This is a genomic window from Variovorax paradoxus (genome assembly GCF_024734665.1).
Taxonomy (GTDB): Bacteria; Pseudomonadota; Gammaproteobacteria; order Burkholderiales; family Burkholderiaceae_C; genus Variovorax.
Genome location: NZ_CP102931.1, coordinates 7,081,660 through 7,103,157, shown reverse-complemented (window position 1 = coordinate 7,103,157; position 21,498 = coordinate 7,081,660). Strand labels below are relative to the sequence as shown.

General features: G+C 67.2%; 19 protein-coding genes. 11 read left to right on the top strand and 8 right to left on the bottom strand.

The features are described 5' to 3' along the window. Positions 1-2 precede the first annotated feature (2 nt). Both NWF24_RS33250 and NWF24_RS33245 read right to left on the bottom strand, forming a co-directional pair. A complete protein-coding gene (locus NWF24_RS33250; protein ID WP_258352227.1) occupies positions 3-818 on the bottom strand; it encodes a carbon-nitrogen hydrolase family protein in 816 nt (271 codons plus the stop codon). Then, positions 815-4,993 (bottom strand): YhdP family protein, encoded by a 4,179-nt coding sequence (locus NWF24_RS33245; protein ID WP_258352226.1) that lies wholly within the window; start codon positions 4,991-4,993, stop codon positions 815-817. Before NWF24_RS33245 ends, NWF24_RS33250 begins: the two co-directional genes overlap by 4 nt. Positions 4,994-5,018: 25 nt before the next feature. Between NWF24_RS33245 and glnE the strand changes: the two genes are divergently transcribed. Further along, complete coding sequence (gene glnE, locus NWF24_RS33240; protein WP_258352225.1) at positions 5,019-7,814, top strand: bifunctional [glutamate--ammonia ligase]-adenylyl-L-tyrosine phosphorylase/[glutamate--ammonia-ligase] adenylyltransferase; 2,796 nt, start codon at positions 5,019-5,021, stop codon at positions 7,812-7,814. Beyond that, positions 7,807-8,964: a septal ring lytic transglycosylase RlpA family protein gene (locus tag NWF24_RS33235; protein WP_258352224.1), complete on the top strand. Its 1,158-nt coding sequence runs from the start codon at positions 7,807-7,809 to the stop codon at positions 8,962-8,964. The genes glnE and NWF24_RS33235 overlap by 8 nt, the downstream gene beginning before the upstream one ends. Before the next feature lie 6 nt (positions 8,965-8,970). Here NWF24_RS33235 and NWF24_RS33230 read toward each other — a convergent pair whose 3' ends face one another. From NWF24_RS33230 to NWF24_RS33220, 3 genes are all read right to left on the bottom strand, one after another. Continuing rightward, positions 8,971-9,432, bottom strand: coding sequence for a carboxymuconolactone decarboxylase family protein (locus NWF24_RS33230; RefSeq protein ID WP_258352223.1), 462 nt, complete (start codon positions 9,430-9,432; stop codon positions 8,971-8,973). Positions 9,433-9,518: 86 nt separating this feature from the next. Continuing rightward, positions 9,519-10,400, bottom strand: a complete 882-nt coding sequence (locus NWF24_RS33225; protein WP_258352222.1) for an RNA polymerase sigma-70 factor — start codon at positions 10,398-10,400, stop codon at positions 9,519-9,521. Positions 10,401-10,480: 80 nt separating this feature from the next. Next, entirely contained in the window at positions 10,481-11,338 is an 858-nt protein-coding gene (locus NWF24_RS33220) for a ferritin (RefSeq protein WP_093055286.1), read from the bottom strand. Between the two features lie 129 nt (positions 11,339-11,467). On the opposite strand from NWF24_RS33220, the gene NWF24_RS33215 reads away from it, so the two are divergent. The 4 genes from NWF24_RS33215 (at position 11,468) to NWF24_RS33200 (ending at position 15,730) form a co-directional block, all read left to right on the top strand. Continuing rightward, positions 11,468-12,082 (top strand): glutathione peroxidase, encoded by a 615-nt coding sequence (locus tag NWF24_RS33215; protein WP_258352221.1) that lies wholly within the window; start codon positions 11,468-11,470, stop codon positions 12,080-12,082. Between the two features lie 293 nt (positions 12,083-12,375). Next, a complete protein-coding gene (locus NWF24_RS33210; RefSeq protein ID WP_258352220.1) occupies positions 12,376-13,722 on the top strand; it encodes an NAD(P)/FAD-dependent oxidoreductase in 1,347 nt (448 codons plus the stop codon). Continuing rightward, entirely contained in the window at positions 13,719-14,519 is an 801-nt protein-coding gene (locus NWF24_RS33205) for a DUF1365 domain-containing protein (RefSeq protein WP_258352219.1), read from the top strand. The genes NWF24_RS33210 and NWF24_RS33205 overlap by 4 nt, the downstream gene beginning before the upstream one ends. Next, positions 14,516-15,730, top strand: coding sequence for an SAM-dependent methyltransferase (locus NWF24_RS33200; protein ID WP_258352218.1), 1,215 nt, complete (start codon positions 14,516-14,518; stop codon positions 15,728-15,730). The genes NWF24_RS33205 and NWF24_RS33200 overlap by 4 nt, the downstream gene beginning before the upstream one ends. 53 nt (positions 15,731-15,783) lie before the next feature. Here the strand turns inward: NWF24_RS33200 and NWF24_RS33195 are convergent, their stop codons facing one another. Continuing rightward, positions 15,784-16,395 (bottom strand): glutathione S-transferase N-terminal domain-containing protein, encoded by a 612-nt coding sequence (locus NWF24_RS33195; RefSeq protein ID WP_093174417.1) that lies wholly within the window; start codon positions 16,393-16,395, stop codon positions 15,784-15,786. 130 nt (positions 16,396-16,525) lie between these two features. Between NWF24_RS33195 and purB the strand changes: the two genes are divergently transcribed. Further along, complete coding sequence (purB, locus tag NWF24_RS33190) at positions 16,526-17,905, top strand: adenylosuccinate lyase (RefSeq protein ID WP_258352217.1); 1,380 nt, start codon at positions 16,526-16,528, stop codon at positions 17,903-17,905. After that, the gene (locus NWF24_RS33185) at positions 17,905-18,465 is read left to right on the top strand and encodes a YaeQ family protein (protein ID WP_258352216.1); all 561 of its coding nucleotides are present in this window, start codon (positions 17,905-17,907) and stop codon (positions 18,463-18,465) included. The genes purB and NWF24_RS33185 overlap by 1 nt, the downstream gene beginning before the upstream one ends. 10 nt (positions 18,466-18,475) lie before the next feature. Here NWF24_RS33185 and NWF24_RS33180 read toward each other — a convergent pair whose 3' ends face one another. Together NWF24_RS33180 and NWF24_RS33175 are read right to left on the bottom strand one after the other, a co-directional pair. Then, on the bottom strand, positions 18,476-18,781 hold the full coding sequence (locus NWF24_RS33180) for a putative signal transducing protein (protein WP_258352215.1): 306 nt from the start codon (positions 18,779-18,781) through the stop codon (positions 18,476-18,478). A gap of 2 nt (positions 18,782-18,783) precedes the next feature. After that, positions 18,784-19,254, bottom strand: a complete 471-nt coding sequence (locus NWF24_RS33175; RefSeq protein WP_258352214.1) for a DUF3717 domain-containing protein — start codon at positions 19,252-19,254, stop codon at positions 18,784-18,786. Positions 19,255-19,744: 490 nt separating this feature from the next. Here NWF24_RS33175 and NWF24_RS33170 point away from each other — a divergent pair, with 490 nt between their 5' ends. The 3 genes from NWF24_RS33170 to NWF24_RS33160 all read left to right on the top strand — a co-directional run bounded on the left by NWF24_RS33170 (position 19,745) and on the right by NWF24_RS33160 (position 21,477). After that, on the top strand, positions 19,745-20,494 hold the full coding sequence (locus NWF24_RS33170) for a TerC family protein (RefSeq protein ID WP_093055265.1): 750 nt from the start codon (positions 19,745-19,747) through the stop codon (positions 20,492-20,494). A 77-nt stretch (positions 20,495-20,571) separates the two neighbouring features. Continuing rightward, positions 20,572-21,036 (top strand): hypothetical protein, encoded by a 465-nt coding sequence (locus tag NWF24_RS33165; RefSeq protein ID WP_093055263.1) that lies wholly within the window; start codon positions 20,572-20,574, stop codon positions 21,034-21,036. An 87-nt stretch (positions 21,037-21,123) separates the two neighbouring features. After that, on the top strand, positions 21,124-21,477 hold the full coding sequence (locus NWF24_RS33160) for a phage holin family protein (RefSeq protein ID WP_093076271.1): 354 nt from the start codon (positions 21,124-21,126) through the stop codon (positions 21,475-21,477). The last annotated feature ends 21 nt before the right edge of the window (positions 21,478-21,498 follow it).

Sequence of the window (21,498 nt, the reverse complement as noted above, 5' to 3'; positions counted from 1 at the left end):
TGCTAGAGAACGCAGTGCGAGAGCACGGGCAACTGGGTTCGCGTGCGCTCGACCTGTGCGGCATCGATATCGAACAGCACCAGGCCCTCTTCGCTGGCCTGCTGCGCCACCACCGTGCCCCAGGGGTCGATCACCAGCGACTGGCCCCAGGTGTGGCGGCCGTTCTCGTGCGTGCCGCCCTGCGCGGGCGCGACCACCCAGGCCAGGTTCTCGATGGCGCGGGCGCGCAGCAGCACCTCCCAGTGCGCGGCGCCCGTGGTGCGCGTGAAGGCGCTGGGCACCAGCAGCAGGTCGGCGCCCTGCTTGGCGAGCGCGCGGTACAGCTCGGGAAAGCGCAGGTCGTAGCACACGCTCATGCCCACGCGCCAGCTATGGCCGTCGCGCGAGGGCAGGTCGAACACCACGGGCTCCTTGCCCGGCGCGATGACGCGGCGCTCGTCGTAGCGCTCGGTGCCGTTGTCGAAGAAGAAGAGATGGATCTTGTCGTAGCGCGCCACGCACCGGCCTTCGGGCGAGAAAGCCAGCGAGCTGTTGAACACGTGCTCGGCGTCGGTGCTCTCGATGGGCAGCGTGCCGCCGACGATCCACAGGCCGAACTCGCGCGCCGCGTCGGCCAGGAAGCCCTGCACCGCGCCCGCGCCGGCGGTCTCGCGAAGGCCGAGCTTGTCGGTGTCTCGCGCGCCCATCATGCAGAAGTACTCGGGCAGCACGGCAAGTTCGGCGCCGGCCGCGGCCGCCTGCGCGAGCAGGTCGTGGGCGCGCGCCAGATTGGCTTCACGGGCGATGGCCGACACCATCTGGATGGCTGCGACTTTCATTGCTTGGTCTCCGTTTTCTTGCCTTCGTCTGCGGCCGAGGAGCTCGGCAGGCCAGGGATGGTTGGAATGCTCTGGGGCAACAGCTGCAGAGTACGCGGCACCTTCGCTATTTTGGGGTCGGCCCAGGTGCCCTCGACGTGGAACTCCTGCGTGGCGGCCGCCGCGAGCGGCTTGCTCAGCACCCATTGGGCCAGGAATGTGCCCAGGCCGATGGCGGGGTTGATGGCGGTGGCCACGAGCGCGGCCGTGCCAGCATTGATCTCGGGCACCACCACCACGCGCAGGTTCTGCGTCTCGCGCACGATATCGGCCGAGCCGTCCATCAGCGCGGCGGCGTTGACGCCCTTCATCTGTAGGTTGTTGGTGCTGGCGATGCCCTTGTTGATCTTCGCGTCGCCGCGGATGAAGTCGAAGGCGAAGCCCTGGCTGAAGACATCGCGAAAGTCGAGCGTGAGCCGCCTCGGCAGCGCCTGCAGGCTCAGCACGCCGAGCAGCTTGGCCAGGCCCGGGTCGGCCTTGAGGAACTGGCCTTGTTCCACGTCGACCTGCAGTTGCCCGCCCAGGCTCGGGTAGTCGAGCGAGAACGGCGAGCCGCGCCAGTTGACGTCGCCTTCGAGCCGCCCGCGGCCTCGCGCCAGCACGCCCGGCATGCCGAAGCGCGTGAGCAGTTCGCCGGCGTCGGCGATGTCGAGCTTGAAGGTCATGGCGGTGCGGCGCTGGCCGGCCGCGGCGCCGGGCACCGCGGCCCAGCTGCCCTTGGCCGCGAAGCTCGCCTCGGGCATGGTGAAGACCAGCTTGTTGAGCGCCCATTCGCGGCCCGCACCGCCACGGTTGACGGCGTCGATCTCGGCGCGGCCGAGGCGCTTGCCGAGCAGCTCGAAGTCGTCGATCACGATGTCCAGGGCCGGCAGGGTGCCGGGCTGCTCGTCGAGCAGGGCCTCGACCTGCGTGGCCTCGGCCGGCGCGATCTTCAGCCGCGCGAGCCGCGCATAGAGCCGCCCGGCCTGCGTGTGGCGGTATTCGGCATAGCCGCTGAGTTCGGTGGCGTCGATGTTGGCTCGCCAGACGGCGCCTTCGCGCGTGCCGCCGAGCACCACGTTGTGCAGCGTGCGGCCCGCGATGCCGAGCTGCTGCGCGCGCACCGCGATGCGCGTGGGCAGGTAGGCCTGCGACGGATCGTCGGCCCGCTCCGCGGCCTCGGTGCCGGTGCTGGCGGCATCGCCGATCAGCGTCTGCCATGCGGCCATGTCGAGCTTGGCAACGTTGATGTTCGCGAACACGCCCTTGTCAGGCAGGCTGGCCGTCTCGCCCTGCGCAAGGCCGACGCCGATGCTGCCGCGCAGCACGCGCGCCTCGTTACCGACGAGATCGCGCACGTACTGGATGGCACCGACGCGGCCGAGGTCGAGCGAGAGTTGGTCCTGCGTGGCAACGCTCGTGCCCTGGCGGGTTTCGCGCGCGAGCACCTTCTTCTCGATGCGCAGCGGCATCTGCTCTTCGGCCGTCTTCACGAGCGGCGGCGGCAGTTGCAGCGCCAGGCCCTGCAGGCTGCTGGTGAGCGAGAACTCGGGTGTGCCGTCGCGCACCGAGAAGGTGGCCGCGTAGGGCGTGCTGCCGGTCGAGTTCTTCGCGAGGCGGGCGAGCCAGTCGATCTCGCGCGCGCCGCGCAGGCCCTCGGCGGTGGCCGTGCCCTGTGCCTTCAGGGCGACTTCTCGGTTGGGACCGCTGAAGCGGCCCCGGCCTTCGACGCGGATGTCGCCGCCCAGCAGCCTGGCCTGCACGCCGGCCAGCGAGAAGCCGGTTTCGGTGAAGCTGACCGTGCCCTTGGCCTGCGTGAACGAAGGCGCCTCGGGCACGACCTGCAGCTCGTTGTCAGCCAGCACGACCGTGGCCTGCACCTTGGCGTTCTCCATGGCCGCAAGGGGCAGTTCGAGGTGCAGCTTGTAGTCGGCCGAGCCGGTGGCGCGCGCGGTGCGCATGATCTCGCCGGTTTCGCCTGCCAGCGGTGCACCCGCGCGCAGCACCTCGCCGAGCGGGCCCTTGGCCTGCACGTCGACGCGCAGCACTTGCGCGTGGTGCGACAGCTCGGGGATCTGCGCTTCGCCCTTGGTCACCTCGACGCCGGTGGCGCCGACCAGGCGACCGCGCGCGTTGCGCACCAGCATGCTGTCGCGCTCGAACACCAGTTCACCCGAAAGGCCGGTGAGCGGCGGCCACACCGGAGCGGGCACGCCGTTGCGCGGCAGCGCTGCGATGGACGGCGGCGCGTAGGCGTAGTTGACGTCCGCCACCTTGGCAACGATGCGGAAATCGCCCTGCTTCGGGTCCTTGAACGGCATGTCGTGCAGGTCGCCGCGCACGCGGAAGTCGACGCTGCTGGCAACGCCCTTGGTGACGGCTTCGCGCACGTAGTCGCGCGTGTGCTGGGGGATGTCCATCGGCAGGTAGCGGAACACGCGCGTGCCGTCGGCGCGGGTCAGCTTGCCCTGCAGGTCGAGCACGCCGGGAAAGCGGGCCTTGCTGCTCGAGGTGGCCGGGTCGCTGGTGCGCCAGCTGGCCTGGGCGTCGCCCTCGGCGTCGGCGTTGGCGAAGCTCAGCTTCGACATCTGCAGCTGCGCGTTGCCGTTGTCGAGCTTCCATTGCAGCTGCGTCGAGAGCCGGTCGATGGGAATGACCGGTTCCTCGAACACGCCCGGGAATTCGAGCGTGCCCTTTGCAATGGCGAGCGTGGCGGTGCCGCCGGTGTGGGTGGCGTCGAAGTCGATCGTGGCGCCGCTCAGGCCGGGGGTGCCGGCGTGGACCCTGGGCGGGTTGGCCGCAGCAGCAGTGGTCGCCGATGGTGCCGAAGCCGCCGCCGCGGGCGGGCCCGCCGCCTCATCCGCCGCGCCGGGCTGCGAGGCAATGCGCAGGCCGCTGACGCGGCCCTTGGCCTGGTAGCGGCTGGGCGCACCCAGCGAGCCCTGCCAGTTCAGGTCGACGTGCTCGACGAGGCCGCGCGGCGCATAGGCGTCGAGCACGCGGTGCGTAGCGTCGCCCAGCGGCAGCCGGTCTGCGATGAGGGCGAGCGCGGCCAGGTCGAGGCGATCGGCGCGCAGCGCGCCGTGCTCGGGCGTGCGGCCCCTGTTCGGCGTGTGCTGCAGCCACAGGTTGCCACCGGGCCAGCGCAGGCCGTCGCTGGTGTCGAACTGCAGCGCGGTGGTCGAGAACTCGAGCGTTTCCTCGGAGAGCCGCCCCGCGAGACGACCGGTGACGGCGTTCAGCACCAGCGGCGGCAGGCCCTTGTCGAGCGAGACGTCGACCTTGTCGAGCCCCAGGTCGATCGCGCCGCCGACGACCTGGCCGTCGTCGACGTCGGCCCACAGGCGCAGCGCGCCGTTGCCCTGGCGGATGCGGGCATCGAGCGAGACGTACTGGCCGAGCCGGGTGACGTCGATGTAGGGCAAGTCGGCATAGAGCTGGCCGTCCCAGGTCTGCCAGTGGCCGCTGCGCATGGACAGCAGCGGCTGGCGGAACTGGCCGCGCAGGGTGAAGCGCTGGCCCCAACCGGCCGTCGGCGTGGCGTCGAGCCGCAGGCTATGGCGCCGGGCGCTATTACGCGCGACGAAGCGCACGTCGGTCAGCAGCAGGGGCTCGGCCTGGCGCTGCTCGTCGGTCCAGCGCACGGTGCCGCCTTCGATGACCAGCTCGCGCTGGGCGAAAAACCAGTCGGCACCGCGGGTCTCTCCGGTCGTGTCGGTCGCCATGTGCAATCCAGCCACATGGAGTTTTCCCTGAGTGTCGCGGCGCACGTCGAGCTCCGGGCCCTCCACGTAAAGCTGCTCGAAGTTGAGCCGCCAAAGCGAGCGCGGCGACACGCTGGCCACCACGCGCACGAGGCGCAGCGCCTCTCGCTGGTCGGCATCCTGGAGCACCACGTCGCGCAATTCGAAGGCCGGGAAAAGCCCTTCGGAGCGGGCGGTGATCGATCCGATGCGTACCGGCACGCCGATGGCCTTGCTAGCCTGTGCCTCCAGTGCGCCGCGAAAATCGCCGATTCGCGGCACAATCCACGCGTGTAGGACAACGACTGACAGCGCCAGCAGAAGCCATGCAGCGATCAACAGACCCAGCAGCCAGCGCGCCGTCACAGCGGTGATTTTGAGCAGACGTGAAGGGGTAGACGCCGTGTCGTTCATTGAGGATCGCGCTGTGTCGGGAATTATGACCGCCAGCATTCAGAGGGGTTCCACGGAAACCAGCATCAGTGTGAACCAGTTGCCAGCCACTTCAACGCGCAGCGCGCTCTCTTCTTACTCACGCTTCGTGCAGCGCCTGCGTCGCAGGTATGCGGCCGAGCTTTCATTGCTTCCCCTTGGTGCGCCGCGGCGCGAGTCGATGACGGTGGCTTACGAGGCATTGCGCCAGCGTGGGGACAGCGTTGGCGATGCACTGCGAATTGTGCGGCAGCTCGTGATGGAGCGGCTTGTAACGCTTGATTGCGACGAGCAGGCGCCGCTGGCCGTGGTGACCACCGCCGTCACCGAGCTGGCCGAATTGGCACTCGATATTGCGTGCCAGGACGCATGCCACGAACTCGACGCAGTGCACGGCGCCCCGCTCGGGCCCGAGGGCCAGCGCGCGCAGCTGTGGATCGTGGGCATGGGCAAGCTCGGCGCACGCGAGCTCAACGTGTCAAGCGACATCGACCTGATCTACCTCTACGACGTGGACGGCGAGACCAAGGGCGACGCCGACGGGCGCGGCCGGCTGGCCAACCAGGAGTACTTCTCGCGCGCCGTGAAGCGCATCTATGCGCTGGTGGGTGATACCACCGAGCACGGCTTCGTGTTCCGCGTCGACCTGGCTCTGCGGCCCAACGGCAACTCGGGCCCGAGCGTGGTCTCGCTCGATGCGCTCGAAGAGTATTTCCAGGTGCAGGGCCGCGAATGGGAGCGCTTCGCCTGGATGAAGAGCCGGGTGGTGGCACCGCGAGACATCGTGCTCGCGGGTCAGGCCCAGGGGCTGCGCGGCGCGGTGCTCCCTTTTGTGTTCCGTCGCTATCTCGACTACAGCGTGTTCGATTCGCTGCGCGTGCTGCACCGGCAGATCCGCGAGCAGTCGGCGCGCCGCAGCGCCGGGCGGCCCGAGCGCGCGAACGACGTGAAGCTGTCGCGCGGCGGCATCCGCGAGATCGAGTTCACCGTGCAGCTGCTGCAGGTGGTGCGCGGCGGCCAGTTCCCTGAACTGCGCACGCGGCCCACGCTCGATGCGCTGCAACGCCTGGCGCGCGCCAACCTCATGCCGCAGGAAACGGCCGATGCGCTGGCCGCGGCCTATGAGTTCCTGCGCCGCGTCGAGCACCGCATTCAATACCTCGACGACCAGCAGACCCATGTGCTGCCGGTGTCCGACGACGACCTGCGCTGGATTGCCCAGACCATGGGCTATGCCAACTGCTGCCCCTTCCTCGCGCAGCTCGACACGCATCGCGAGTTCGTCGCGCAGGAGTTCGACAAGCTGCTCGGCGGCGAGAAGCCCTGCAACGGCAAGTGCAGCGGCAAGAAAACCGCCGCGCCCGCCGATTTGGCCGACCTGCTCGACGACCTGCCACCGGTGTTCGCCGAGCGCATCCGCGACTGGTGCGAACAGCCACGTGTGCTGGCCCTGCGCGAAGAAACGCGCGGGCGGTTGCGCCAGTTGGTGCAGCGCACCGGCCAATGGCTCAAGGAGCCCGATGGCGATGGCGCCGGGCAGACGCCGCGCCACGTCGATGCCGCAATGCGCTGGGCCGACTGGATCGAGCCGCTGATGCGCCGCGAGAGCTATCTCGCGCTGCTGGTCGAACGGCCGGCCGTGCAAGAGCGCCTGCTGCGCCTGCTGGGCGCGGCCAAGTGGCCCGCACGCTACCTGATGCAGCACCCGGGCGTGATCGACGAACTGGCGAGCGACGAGATGCTCTCGGGCCGCTTCGTCGCCGCCGAGTTCGAGCGTGAGCTCGAAGCGCGCCATGCATCGCTCACCCGCACCGGCGAGGCCGACGAAGAGCGCCTGCTGAACCTGCTGCGCCACGCGCACCACGCCGAGGTGTTCCGCACGTTGGCGCGCGACGTGGACGGCCGCATCACCGTCGAGCAGGTGGCCGACGACCTGAGCGCGCTGGCCGACACCACGCTGCGCGTGACCGCCCACTGGTGCTGGCCGCATGTGCGCAACCGGCACCGCGAGGTGCCTCAGTTCGCGATCATCGGCTACGGCAAATTGGGAGGAAAAGAGTTGGGCTACGGCAGCGACCTCGACATCGTGTTCGTCTACGACGATGACGACGAACGCGCCGGCGAGGTCTATGCGGCCTACGTGCGCAAGCTCATCAACTGGCTCACGGTGAAGACACGCGAGGGCGACCTGTTCGAGATCGACACTGCCCTGCGGCCCAACGGCAACTCGGGCCTGCTCACCACCAGCTTCGAGGCCTACGAAAAATACCAGCTCGGGCGCGGCAGCAATACCGCATGGACCTGGGAACACCAGGCCATGACGCGTGCGCGCTTCGTGCTGGGCAGCGAAGACCACGGCGCCGAACTGGGCGCGCGCTTCGACCAGGTGCGCGAGGCCGTGCTGGTGTCGCCGCGCGACCGCGAGGCGCTGAAGGCCGAGATCATCGCGATGCGCGAGAAGCTGCGCGGCGCGCGGCCGGTGAAAGCCGACCGCTTCGACGTGAAGCACAGCCCCGGCGGCATGGTCGATGCCGAGTTCGCGGTGCAGTTTCTGGTGCTGTCGTCGTCGGGCGAGCATCCCGAGCTGATTCCGAACGTGGGCAACATCGCGCTGCTGCTGCGCGCCGAACTGGCAGGGCTGCTGCCCGAAGGCGTGGGCCGCAGCGCGGCGCGGGCCTATCGCGAGTTGCGCCGCGTGCAGCATCGCGCACGCCTGAACGAAGAACCGACGCAGGTCACCCCGCCCGCACTGGCCCCTGAGCGCGAGGCCATGCTGGCGCTGTGGAAGGCGGTATTTGGCTGACGGCGCCCGCTCCCCCGCCACCACCGCGCTGGCTGCGTGTGCGGTGGCTGTCGCCGTCCTTCTGGCCGGCTGTGCAAGCGGTCCGCGCAGCGGGGGCGGTGTGGCCAGCGGCCGTGACGGGCCCGGCACCAACATTCCGCCGGACCTCGCCAGCGTGCCCGATGCCGAGCCCCGCATCGAGCCCATCCGCACCAGCGGCGGCACCAGCAAACCTTACACGGTGCTGGGTCGCGGCTATGCACCGCTCACCGACGATCGGCCGTTCCGCGAGTCGGGACTGGCCTCGTGGTATGGCCGCAAGTTCCACGCGGCGTCGACCTCGAGCGGCGAGCCCTACGACATGTACGCCATGACGGCCGCGCACAAGACGCTGCCGCTGCCGAGCTATGTGCGCGTGCGCAACCCGGCCAACGGGCGCGAGGTGATCGTGCGCGTGAACGACCGCGGTCCGTTCGTGGACGGCCGCGTCATCGACCTGAGCTACACGGCCGCGCTCAAGCTCGACCTGCTGCGCGGCGTGGCGCCGGTAGAGATCGAGCGGATCACGAACGAGGACATCCGCACGGGCGCATGGCGGCGGGATTCCGGGACGGCGTATGCAGCGGCTGAAGCACCTGCTCCTGTGCGCGCGGCGCCGGTGCGTGTGGCGAGCGCGCAGCAGGTGCGGGTGCCGGCCGAATGGGTGGCGCCGGTCGCGACAGTGAATGACGACATGCCGCCACCGGCATCGACGATGCCCGTCGCGCCGCAGACACCGATGGCTGCGGCGCTGCCGCCAGGGGTCGAGCCGGAATCGGCACAGTCGCCGCCTTCCATTCCGCCGATCCGGCAGGCCATCGTGGTGAGCGACCTGGCCCCACTGCAAGCAATGCCCGCGTCACCGCCGCCTGTCGGCGCGGCGCAGCCCCTGGCGTTGCCGGGCTTCTGGGTGCAGCTCGGTGCCTTTCGCGAACGCGACGGTGCACAGAGCCTGCTGAACCAGGCCGCGCGCGGGCTGCCTTCGCTGGCGCCGCAGCTGCATGTGTTCAGCGAAGCCGGCACGCACAGATTGCAGGCCGGGCCTTTCGCCTCGCGCAATGCGGCCGGCGAGGCGGTCGCTCAATTGCGCGAGAGCCTGCGCATCTCGCCGATGGTGGTGGAGCGCAGGTAAGCCCGTTCAGGCCAGTGGCTTGACCGCGACCGGCACGCGCATGCCGACGTTGAGGCGGTTCCAGGTGTTGATCTGCGCGATCGCCACGGTGAGTTCTGCAATTTCCACGTCGCTGAAATTGGCCTTCAGCGCGGCGAATTCCGCTTCGCGTTCGTCATGGTCGTCGGCCAGGCGCGTGAGCGACTCGGCCCAGGCCAGCGCCGCGCGTTCGCGCTCGTTGAAGAAGCTCACCTCGCGCCAGGTGGGCAGGCTGTTGATGCGCTGCCACTCCTCGCCCTGCTTGCGCAGGTCGCGCACGTGCATGTCGAGGCAGTAGGCGCAGCCGTTGATCTGCGAGACGCGGGCAAAGACGAAGTCGACCAGCGTCTTGCCGAGCGTGCTCGACTCGATGGTGGTGTTGACGGCGAGGATGGCCTCGAAGGACTTCGGGGCGAGCTTGAACCAGTTCAGGCGTGCGGTGGTGTTCATGGGTTTCTCCAGGTGGGTTGCGATGAAATCTGCTTGCTACCCACTGAAGACGGGCGAACCACGCGCCCTGTGACACGCCGCGCGAACTATCTCGAAGAAAAAAGCTGCGCGATGCGCGCCAGCTTGTCGGGGTTGCGTTGCGCGCGGATGCGCACGATGCGGTCGTTCTCGATCTCGAAGGTCTGGGCCGATTCGAGTTCGCCGTCGAGAAAACGCAGCATGCCCGGCTCGCCGTTGATGTCGACCATTTCCATGCGCACCGCTGGCCCCATGCGGCGCCACAGCGAGTAGTACAGCTGTGCCAGGCGCTGGCTGCCGCGCAGGATCTTGCTGAAGGTCTGCACCTTGCCGCCGCCGTCGCCGATGAGTTCGACGTCCTCGGCCATCAGCGCCTTCAGGTCTTGCAGGCTGCCGCGCGCGGCGGCGTCGGCAAAGGCGCGCAGCAGGCGCTCGTGGGTTTCGCGCGGCACGGTGAAACGCGGACGCCCTTCCTGCACCTGGACCTTGGCGCGATGCACGAGCTGGCGGCAGGCGGCCTCGGTCTTGCCGAGGGTGCGGGCGACTTCGTCGTAGTCGGCATCGAACACTTCGCGCAACAGGAAAGCGGCGCGAGCCTCGGGCGCAAGGCGCTCCAGCACGGCGAGGAAGGCGACGGAGATGTTGTCGGCGCGCTCCAGCAGTTGCTCGGGCGTGTCGGGAGCCTCGGTCAGCATGGGCTCGGGCATCCAGGCGCCGATGTAGTGCTCGCGCTGGACCTTGGCGGCACGCAGCCGGTCGATCGACAGGCGCGTGACCACGGTCACGAGCCAGGCTTCGGCGCTGTCGAAGGTGTCTTTGGCGGCTTCGTGCCAGCGCAGCCAGGCGTCTTGCACGACCTCTTCGGCCTCGGCCATGGAGCCGAGCATCCGGTAGGCGATGCCCTGCAGGCGAGGGCGGTGGCGGTCGAAGGTGAGGGTGGCGTCGTCCATGGGAGCTAGACGGTTGGCGTCCCCGGTTTGTGACACGGGTCCTCCAAAAAAGAACGCCCCGGCGTGCGGGGCGTTTTTCTTTATGCGCCCTGGTATTCGGGCTTGGGCCCCAGGGTGGCCGCCAACTCTTTACGGTAGCGGTTCAGTTCCTGGACCGTCTTGAAGCTGCGGTTCATCAGCAGGCTCAGGTTGTGCAGGATGCGTTCGCCAACCTTGGTTTCCCAGACGGCATCGAACTTGATCTGCTTGTCGAGCCAGTGCTCGAGCCAGTCCGGATCGGGCATGCGGCTCTGGATGGTGTCGCGCGGGAAGTGCGCCTTGCTGACGTGCAAGTTGGTCGGGTGCAGGGCCTGCGCCGTACGCCGCGCGCTGGCCATCAGGACGCCGACCTTGGTGAACGCGGCACGGGCCTCGTCGCCGAACTTTTCCATCGCGCGCTTCATGTATCGCAGGTAGGCGCCACCGTGGCGGGCTTCGTCCTGGCTCAGCGTGGTGTAGATGTGCTTGATGACCGGCTCGGTGTGCCACTGGGCGGCACGGCGGTACCAGTGGTTGAGGCGGATTTCGCCGCAGAAATGCAGCATGAGGGTTTCGAGCGGCGGGGCCGGGTCGAAGTCGAAGCGCACTTCGTGCAGCTCTTCTTCGGTGGGGGCGTGCTTGGGGCTGAAGCGCTTCAGGTACTCCATGAGCACCAGCGAGTGCTTCTGCTCCTCGAAGAACCAGATCGACATGAAAGCGGAAAAATCGCTATCGTGGCGGTTGTCGCGCAGGAACATCTCGGTGGCCGGCAGCGCCGCCCACTCGGTGATGGCATTCATCTTGATGGTTTGCGCCTGCTCTTCCGACAGCAAGGAAGCGTCGAACGACTGCCAGGGAATGTCCTTGTCCATGTCCCAGCGGACGGATTCGAGTTGTCTGAAGAGTTCCGGATAGAGCATCAATGTCTTTCTATGGCCGCCGATTTTAGTCGGCCAGTTTGGCGCGACCATGACAGACGCGCGATGATGCGAATACGTGCGCCGTTGCGGCACGGATGCACACCCCCCTTTTTGACCCAGGAGCCCGCCATGCGAACCCTCTTCCGATTGTCGACGCTCTGGCGCTGCGCCCCCGCGATTTCCCTCGTGGCGAGCCTCTTTTCGACCCTTCCCGCCCACGCCCAGACGGCGTCCGCCGCGCCCGCTCCGACAGAGGCCGCAGGATGCCCGGCGATCCTGCAACACACCTTCCCGCGGCTGCAGGATGAAAAACCCCAATCTTTGTGCCAGTACTCCGGCAAGGTGGTTTTGGTGGTCAATACGGCCAGCTTCTGCGGATTCACTCCGCAATACAAGGGGCTGGAGTCGCTGGACATGAAATACCGCTCGCGCGGGCTCGTGGTGCTGGGCTTCCCGTCCAACGATTTCTCCCAGGAATCGGGCTCCAACAAGGAAATTGCCGACTTCTGCGAAAGCACCTTCGGCGTGAAATTCCCGATGTTCGCCAAGTCTTCTGTGCGCGGCACCGAGGCGAACCCGCTGTTCAAGGAGCTCGCACAGGCCTCCGGCACCACGCCGAAGTGGAACTTCTACAAGTACCTGATCGGGCGCGACGGCAAGGTCGTGCAGGCGTGGTCGAGCATGACGGCGCCCGATGAAAACGGCTTCGTGAACGTCATCGAGAAGCAGCTCGGGCCAAATTGAGACTGAGCAGTTCACAAGAAAACGAATCGGTAATATTATTTACCGATGCGTCTAAATCATCGTGAACTCGGCGTCACAAACGTTTACCAAACGCGCGGGAACCGTGCCGCGGATGTCGCGCTCCTAACTTGCGTGGGCAGTGATTGCCCAGCAGTTTTCATGTTGCGAGGTCTTCCGGGCGCCTGCCGTCTGGTCGAAATCCCGAGGCGATTCTTCTCCTCCTCCCTCCCTCCCTCCTTCGCGTCGGGGCGCCTCGCAGCATTTTTGTCTTCCCGCCGGGTTGGGGTTTCGCGATGACGCGGCCCCCTCGCATCGCCGTCATCGGCGCCGGCATCTCAGGATTGGCCGCAGCGCATTCACTGCGCGACGCGGCCGCCGTCACCCTCTTCGAAGCCAGTGACTACTTCGGTGGTCACGCCCATACGGCAACGATCGAGCTTCCACGCTCCTCCACCGACACCACCCGCGTCGCCCATGGCGTCGACACCGGCTTCCTGGTCTACAACGACCGCACCTACCCGAACCTGATCCGTCTTCTTGCCGAACTCGGCGTCGAGACGGCCGCGTCCGACATGTCGTTCTCGGTCCAGGCCGCGCGCGACAACGGTGGCGGCCGGCTGGAGTGGAGCGGCAACAGCCTCGGCACCGTGTTCGCCCAGCGGCGCAACCTCTTCAACCGCCGCTTCCTGGGAATGCTCGGCGATCTGCTGCGCTTCAACCGCCTGACGACGCGTATCGCCGAGGCCGGCACCGAGGGCGAAATGGCCCAGCCGCTGGGCGAATTCCTCGACGCCCACTGCTTCGGCACGGCGTTTCGCGAGTGGTATTTCCTGCCGATGATGGGCTGCATCTGGAGCTGCTCGACCACGCGGATGCTGAGATTCCCGGTCGCAACCATGATCCGCTTCTGCCACAACCACGGCCTGATCCAGATCGCCAACCGGCCGCAGTGGCGCACCGTGCGCGGCGGCTCGCGGCACTACGTCGAGAAGATCGTCGCGGCCTTGCCCGACAAGCGACTGAACACCCCCGTGCGCAGCATCACGCGCAGCGACGCCGGGGTGCTGGTGACCACCGACGCAGGCGTCGAGCGCTTCGACCACGTCGTGCTGGCCACGCACTCCGACCAGTCGCTCGCCATGCTGCGCGACGCGAGCCCCGCCGAGGCTTCGGTGCTGGACGCGATCCGCTACCAGTCGAACCATGCCGTGCTCCACACCGACGCCTCGGTGCTGCCGCAGTGCCGCGCGGCCTGGGCCGCCTGGAACTACGAGCGCGCCGACTACGAACGAGCCGGCGAGCGCGAATCGGGCCGCGTCTGCCTGCACTACCTGCTGAACAAGCTGCAGCCGCTGCCCTGGGAACAACCGGTCGTCGTTTCGTTGAATCCGGTGCGCGAAATCCAGCGTAGTCAGGTCATGGCCGAATACGACTACGACCACCCGGTGCTCGACCTTGCCACGATCCGAGCGCAGGCCGAGGTTCCCGCCCTGCAAGGCCAGCGCAACACCTGGTTCGCCGGCGCGTGGATGGGCTACGGCTTCCACGAAGACGGCCTGAAAGCCGGTCTGGCCGTGGCCGAGGGCCTGCGCGCACGGCTGTCCGCAGGCGAAAACGCGACGGCGAGGCTTGCGGCATGACACCGACACAGGCCGTGCCGCTGATGGGCTTCGGCGAGGTCCGCCACACACGCCTGCGCCCGGCGCGCAATGCCTTCGTCTATCCGACCTACTTCCTGATGCTGCCGATGCGCGCCCTGCGCGAGCACGGCAGCAAAGCCGTGGCGCTCAACCGCGCGGCCGCCATCTCTTTTCACGACGTCGATCACGGCGACGGCCGGCCGCCCGCACAAGGCGGCGCGTTGGCCTGGCTCGACGAGCTGCTGGCCGCCCACCAGATCCACGACGCCGGCGGCGAAGCCTGGCTGCACTGCTACCCGCGCGTGTTCGGCTACACCTTCAAGCCGGTGAGCTTCTGGTACTGCCACACGCCCGAAGGCGTGCTGCGGGCCATCGTGGTCGAGGTCAACAACACCTTCGGCGAGCGCCATTGCTACCTGCTGGACCGCCCGGTGTACGGTGCGGAGCTCCAGGCGACCAAGGCCTTCCACGTCTCGCCTTTCTGCCGCGTCGACGGCAGCTACCGCTTTCGCTTCTTCGTCGATGCCGACCGCGCACATACGGTGGTGCGCATCGACCACGATGACACCGACGGCCCGCTGCTGCAGACCAGCGTGAGCGGCGAACTCGGTCCCATGACCGCGGCCAGCGTGCGGCGCGCGCTGTGGCGCTATCCGGCCATGACCTTCGGGCTGATCGCGCGCATCCACTGGCAGGCCGTGAAGCTGTGGGTCAAGCGTGTTCCTCTGGTCGCCAAGCCGGCGCCGCCCACGCACTTCGTTTCACGCGACAACCACCAGCAGCAGGTGAATCCATGACGTCCACAACAACCGCGTCCCGCTTCTCGCTGCCCCAGGGCGCGCCCGCCGCCGCGCGCACCGTGCTCGGCCTGCTGCAGCGGCTGGCCCATGGTTCGCTCACCGTGCGCCTGCCCGACGACTCGGTGCGGCACTTCGGTGCCACGCCGGGCAGCGGCCCCACGGCCTCGCTCACGCTGCGCAACTGGAACGCCTGCAAGGCCGCGCTCAAGTCGGGCGACATCGGCTTTGCCGAGAGCTACATCGCCGGCGACTGGACCACGCCCAACCTGACCGAGCTGATCAAGGTGTTCATCGCCAATCGCCGCGCCATCGAAGACGTGGTGTACGGCAGCTGGCCCGGCCGCCTGCTGTATCGCGTGCGGCACCTCATGAACCGCAACAGCAAGGCGGGCAGCTCGCGCAACATCCACGCGCACTACGACCTGGGCAACGCGTTCTACAAACTCTGGCTCGACGAGACGATGAACTACTCGTCGGCCTGGTTCGAGGGCGACCTCTCGAAGCCGATGCTCGAGGCGCAGCGTGCCAAGGTGCGCCGCGCGCTCGAGCTGGCGGCCGTGCAACCCGGCGACCGCGTGCTCGAAATCGGCTGCGGCTGGGGCGCGCTGGCCGAGATGGCGGCGACGGACTTCGGCGCCTCGGTGACAGGCGTGACGCTATCGACCGAGCAGCTCGCCTACGCCCGCGAGCGCACCGCCGGGCTGGCCACCGACCTGCGCCTGCAGGACTACCGCGACATCGCTGACACGCCCTTTGACGCGGTGTGCTCCATCGAAATGGTGGAAGCCGTGGGCCGCGCGTACTGGCCGACCTACTTCCAGAGCGTGAGCCGGCTGCTCAAGCCGGGCGGCCGCGCCTGCGTGCAGAGCATCGTGATCGACGATTTGCTGTTCGACCGCTACATCGACTCGACCGACTTCATCCAGCAGTACATCTTCCCGGGCGGCTGCCTGCCCTGCCCGCGCGAGTTCCGCCGCGAGGCCGAGGCCGCGGGGCTGGAGGTGGTGGACGAATTCGCCTTCGGTGCCGACTACGCCGAGACGCTGCGCCGCTGGCGCGAGAGCTTCCTCGGGCAGCGCGGCCGCATCCTGCAGCTGGGTTTCGACGAGCGCTTCATGCGCATCTGGGAGTTCTACCTGGCCTACTGCGAGGCCGCGTTCTCGCAGGCGAACATCGACGTGGTGCAGTACACGCTGCGCAAGCGCTGAAGAAGCCGAAAAGAAAAAGGCGCCGTGCGGCGCCTTTCTTCAGGGCTCGTTTCTCAGGGCTTGGTGTCGATGAAGCTGGGCCGCAGCATCAGCTTGTCGAACAGCTTCGCGAGGTTGCCGTGGTCGCCGCGCCAGTCGATTTCGGGGAAGCGCAGGTCCAGCCAGCCCAGCGTGCAGCCCACCGCGATGTCCGACAGGCTCAGGTGGATGCCGCTGCAGAAGGGCTTGTCTCCCAGGCCCTTGGACATGGCGGCGACGCCGTCCTCGACCTTGGTGCGCTGGCGCTCGATCCAGGCTGCGCTGCGCTCGCCGTCGTTGCGGCCGGCCCAGGTGGCTTCCAGGCGCCAGAGCACGCCAGCGTCCATGACGCCATCGGCCAGCGCCTCCCAGGTCTTGACCTCGGCGCGCTCGCGGCCCTGCTGCGGAATCAGCTTGCCGACCGGCGACAGGGTATCCAGGTATTCGACGATCACACGGGAGTCGAACATCGCCTCGCCGCCTTCCATGATCAGGCAGGGGACCTTGCCGAGCGGGTTGGAGTTGGAGATCGTGGTGTCGGCAGCCCAGACGTCTTCGATCACGAACTGGTAATCGAGCCGCTTTTCGGCCAGCACCACGCGCACCTTGCGCACATAAGGGCTGGCGGCGGATCCGATCAGTTTCATGAAGGCTCTCTCCCTAACTTTGAAGACGTTTGTTAATAGTCATTTTAGGTGAACGGGAAAACCAGAGCCCCAAATCGACCCCAATGTGTCGGTACCGCCCCACGGACCGCCGGCCGCCTAAAATTCGGGCATGAGCTTTTCCACCGTTTCCGCCCTTTCCCCCCTTGATGGCCGTTACGCGGCCAAACTCGCGGCGTTGCGTCCGCTGATGAGCGAACAGGGCTATATGCACCGGCGCGTGCAAGTCGAGGTGGCGTGGTTCATTGCGCTGTCCGACTGCGGCTTCGCCGAATTCAAGCCCCTGACGGGCGGCGCCCGCAAGTACCTGCTGGGCCTGGTGTCGCACTTTTCCGAGGCCGACGCGCTGGCCATCAAGGAAATCGAGAAAACCACCAACCACGACGTGAAGGCGGTCGAATACTGGATCAAGTCCAAGTTCGAAGCCCGGCCCGAGCTGCTCGCAGCCGCCGAGTTCGTGCACTTCGCCTGCACCAGCGAAGACATCAACAACACCAGCCACGCCCTGCAGATCCAGGCCGCGCGCGACAAGGTGGTGCTGCCGGCCATCGACGGCCTGATCACCAAGCTGCGCGAAATGGCGCACCAGTTCGCCAACGTGTCGATGCTGTCGCGCACGCACGGCCAGACCGCCAGCCCGACCACGGTCGGCAAGGAAATCGCCAACGTGACGGTGCGCCTGTCGAAGGCTCGTGCGCAGATTGCCTCGGTGCAGCTGCTGGGCAAGATGAACGGCGCGGTCGGCAACTACAACGCCCATCTGGCCGCCTGGCCCGATTTCGACTGGGAGGCCTTCAGCCGCAAGGTCATCGAGACGCCCGCGCCGCTGGGTCTGGGTCTGAGCTTCCAGCCGTACAGCATCCAGATCGAGCCGCACGACTACATGGCCGAGCTGTTCGACGCGGTGGCCCGCGCCAACACGATCCTGATCGACTTCTCGCGCGACATCTGGGGCTACGTGAGCCTGGGCTACTTCAAGCAGCGGCTGAAGAAGGGCGAGATCGGCTCCTCGACGATGCCGCACAAGGTCAACCCGATCGACTTCGAGAACGCCGAAGGCAACCTGGGCCTGGCCAACGCGGTGCTGCGCCACCTGAGCGAGAAGCTGCCCATCAGCCGCTGGCAGCGCGACCTGACCGACAGCACGGTGCTGCGCAACATCGGCGTGGCCTTCGGCTATGCCACGCTGGCCTACGCCAGCCTGGCCACCGGCCTGGGCAAACTCGAACTCAACGAGGAAGCGCTGGCCGAAGACCTCGACGCCTCGTGGGAAGTGCTGGCCGAGCCGATCCAGACCGTGATGCGCCGCTTCGGCGTGCAGGGCGCCTACGAGCAACTGAAGGAAGTGACGCGCGGCAAGACCGTGACGGCCGAGGCGCTGCACGGGCTGATCCGCTCGCTGGAGATTCCGGAAGACGAAAAGGCCCGCCTGCTGGCGATGACGCCGGCCAGCTACGTCGGCAAGGCTGCCGAGCTGGCCAAGCGCATCTGATGGCCCTCAAGTCCACCATCTTCAAAGCCACCCTCGCGGTGGCCGACATCGACCACGGCTACTACGCCGACCATGCGCTGACCCTGGCGCGCCACCCGAGCGAAACCGACGAGCGGATGATGATCCGGCTCGTCGCGCTCGCGCTCAATGCGCACCAGCTGCAGGACATCTGCCAGGGCGACGGCACGCTGGCCTTTGGCGCAGGCTTGTCGAACGTCGACGAGCCCGACGTGTGGCTGCGCGACTTCACGGGCGAGGTCAAGATCTGGATCGAGGTCGGCCAGCCGGAAGACAAGCCCATCATCAAGGCCTGCGGCAAGGCGGATGAGGTGATCGTCTACTGCTTCAACCACGCCGCCGAAATCTGGTGGCGCGGCATCGAGAACAAGCTCACGCGACCGCAGAACCTGAAGGTCTATCGCGTGCCGACGAATGCTTCGCAAGCGCTGGCCGCGCTGGCGCAGCGCAGCATGCAGCTGCAAGCGACCATTCAGGAAAACACGCTGACGCTGGGCGACGGCACGAACAGCATCGACGTCGAACTGCTGCGCTGGAAGTAATGCCGCGCGGCTAGACCGCCGGCATCATCTCGCCGCACTGCCAGCACTGCTCGAAGCCGCCTTCGACCTGCTCGCCGCATACGCACAGCCAACTGCGCTGCGGACGGTGCTGCAGCTCGTGCAGCAGCCTCCTGGCCAGATCGAACTGGGTCTCGTCGTCGATCCAGATCTCGGGCAGGCACTGGTCGGGTGGCAACTGGCCCATCACCGCGCCGAGGAATTCGCGCTGCACGGTGGCGGCCACGCCCTCTTCGCGCAGCGCGTGCACCCACACGGTCGCGATCGCGAGGTTGGGGGCTTGCGCGAGGCGGCGCATGGTCAGGGGGCCCAGTTTTTCTCGTCGTCGGGGTCGAGCTCGGGCTCGGCGGCGGACGGCGGCGGTTCTGCCTCGCGCGCCCGTTCCGCATAGCGGTTGAAGCGCCAGGCCGAGTCTTCCATCGTGATGCGGCGCCACGTGACGCGCTTCTCGACGGGTGTCATGCCGGGCCAGAACTGCACTTCATCGAAGGTACGGCCGCAGCCCTTGCATTCGTCATCGCCCTGGCTGGTAGAGCAGATCGCGATGCACGGCGTATCGGACGTGCTCTCGTACCAAGCCATCCACGCGGCCCAGGCCTTGGGCGGAAAACCGACCTCGTCGACCTCGTCCTCGTGATGGAAAACCATGAGCGCGTAGACCTCGGCCAGCGCGCGCAATTCGGGGCCGAGCGTGACCCCGTCGGGCGACGGCGTCTTCTCGCGCCAGTGGTTGATGGCGGCCTCGATGTCGGTGATGTGTATGGCAGCCATGGAACGTGAAAAAGCAGCGGACGGCGATCATAGTCCGGCAATGTCCCGAAACGCCGAAGGGACAAGATTGCTATGAAAAACAGAGCATCACACGCCCTGTTCATCAGCAATTCAAAGGTGTTCTCTTTAAACCCGTGGAAACTTTCGATTGCACCGCCGCGAGCTTCGATGCTCTAATCCGCCCCACGAAGGGGAGTAGCTCCCGACCGCTGTCCACGGCAGCGCGAATCGTCAGGTCGTCAATACGAAGCAAAACACTTCCGGCCTGCCGGGCAACGTGCGCGCACTCGCGCGAGCGCTGTCGAGCGAGACCTTCGATTTGAACCTGTGCAGGTTTGGTCGAAGCGTTCGCAAGCTCCCGGTGTCACCCCCGGACTTCATTCCTCGCTTTCGATCTTCCCGCACGGGATGAATCGAAACGCATCGACATGCGCCTTCCGTCGTCGCCCCTGAAGGGAGAGGCTGGGGCGCGAAGACAAAGAGGAAATCTATGGAAATGTTCATGACCCCGGAGTTCTGGGTCGCGGTCGGTCAGATCATCATGATCGACATCCTGCTGGGCGGCGACAACGCCGTGGTGATCGCGCTGGCCTGTCGCAAGCTGCCGCCGGCCCAACGCACCAAGGGCATTCTTTGGGGCACAGCGGGCGCCATCATCCTGCGCGTCATCCTGATCTTCTTCGCGCTGACGCTGCTCGCCATTCCGTTCCTGAAGCTGGTGGGTGCAATCCTGCTGCTGTGGATCGGCGTCAAGCTGCTGGCCCCTGAACACGACGACGCACACGGCAACATCACCGGCAGCGACAAGCTGTGGGGCGCGGTCAAGACCGTGATCGTGGCCGACCTCGTGATGAGCGTCGACAACGTGATCGCCATTGCCGGTGCCGCGCAAGGCGCGGGCGACGGCCACCAGATGCCGCTCGTGATCTTCGGCCTGCTCGTGAGCATCCCGATCATCGTCTGGGGCAGCCAGCTGGTCATCAAGCTGATGGACCGCTTCCCGATGATCATCACGCTGGGCGGCATGCTGCTCGGCTGGATCGCCGGCACGATGGCCGTGTCCGACCCCGCGCTGGCAAACGCCGCCGCCTGGACCTGGGTGCCGAAGGTGCCGCAGACCGACGTGGTCAAGTACGCAGCCGGTATCGCCGGTGCGCTGCTGGTGCTGGCAATCGGCAAGTGGGTGGCCGCGCGCCACGCCCGCAACAAGCCTGAAGAACAGGCGGTGACGACCGGCTGAGCCGGTGGTCACTGCTCAACCACGAACTTCCTGTCCAAACCAGTCTCTGTCACTCTAACTACCTGAAGGAGCACGCCATGGAAAAGATCATTCTTTATGTCGACGACGTCACCTACGCCTGCGAGCAGTTCGCCGAACTTGCTCCGGACGCGAGCACCGTCGTGGCGCGCCATTGGGTGCTCGTGGCCTGTGCGCCGCGCATGACGCATCGCATCAGCAAGTGGGTAAGCCACAGCGCGCGCGAGAACTGGCGTGCCAAGTGGTTCAGCAAGGTGCAGGCGCAGATGCTGCCGCTGCTGGAGCGCAATGGCGGCCAAGTGACCCCGGTGCTGGCCAAGGGCCCGCTGACCGAACTGACGGCACAGCTCAAGCGCGAGCATTCGGCCGTTCACGTGGTCGATGCGCGCCGCCCGAAGATCGGCGTCGACCTGGAGCCGGTGACGCCCGACCAGACACCGGCCCATCAATCGGGCTGGGCCTTTCCCGGCGCAGTGATGGGCATGGGCGCGCTGCTGGTGCTGGCGAACGAACTGGCCGAGTAAGGCAGGACGAGTCTCCCTGACGAGCCCCGGTGCGGCAACGCACCGGGGCTCGTTGTTTTGTGGGCCCTGGGGTATCCTGAGCGCCCTATGCGCATCATCATCAAATGGCTGCTCAGCGCCGTGGCGCTGCTGGCGGTTGCCTATCTCTACAGCGGTGTCCAGGTCAACAGCTTCGGCTCCGCGCTGATCGCAGCCGCGGTGATCGGCCTGCTCAACATGGTCGTGCGGCCGGTGCTGGTGGTGCTGACGCTGCCGGTCACCATCGTCACGCTCGGGCTGTTCCTGTTCATCATCAACGCGCTGCTGTTCTGGGCCGCGTCAGGGCTGCTGGGCGGCTTTCACGTCAGCGGCTTCCTGGCCGCGCTGATCGGCTCGCTGCTGTATTCGCTGCTGGGGCTGCTGATCGAGTCCGCGCTGGGCGGGCTGCTGTCCAAGCGCTGAATCTGCAGCGGCTGCCGCGCT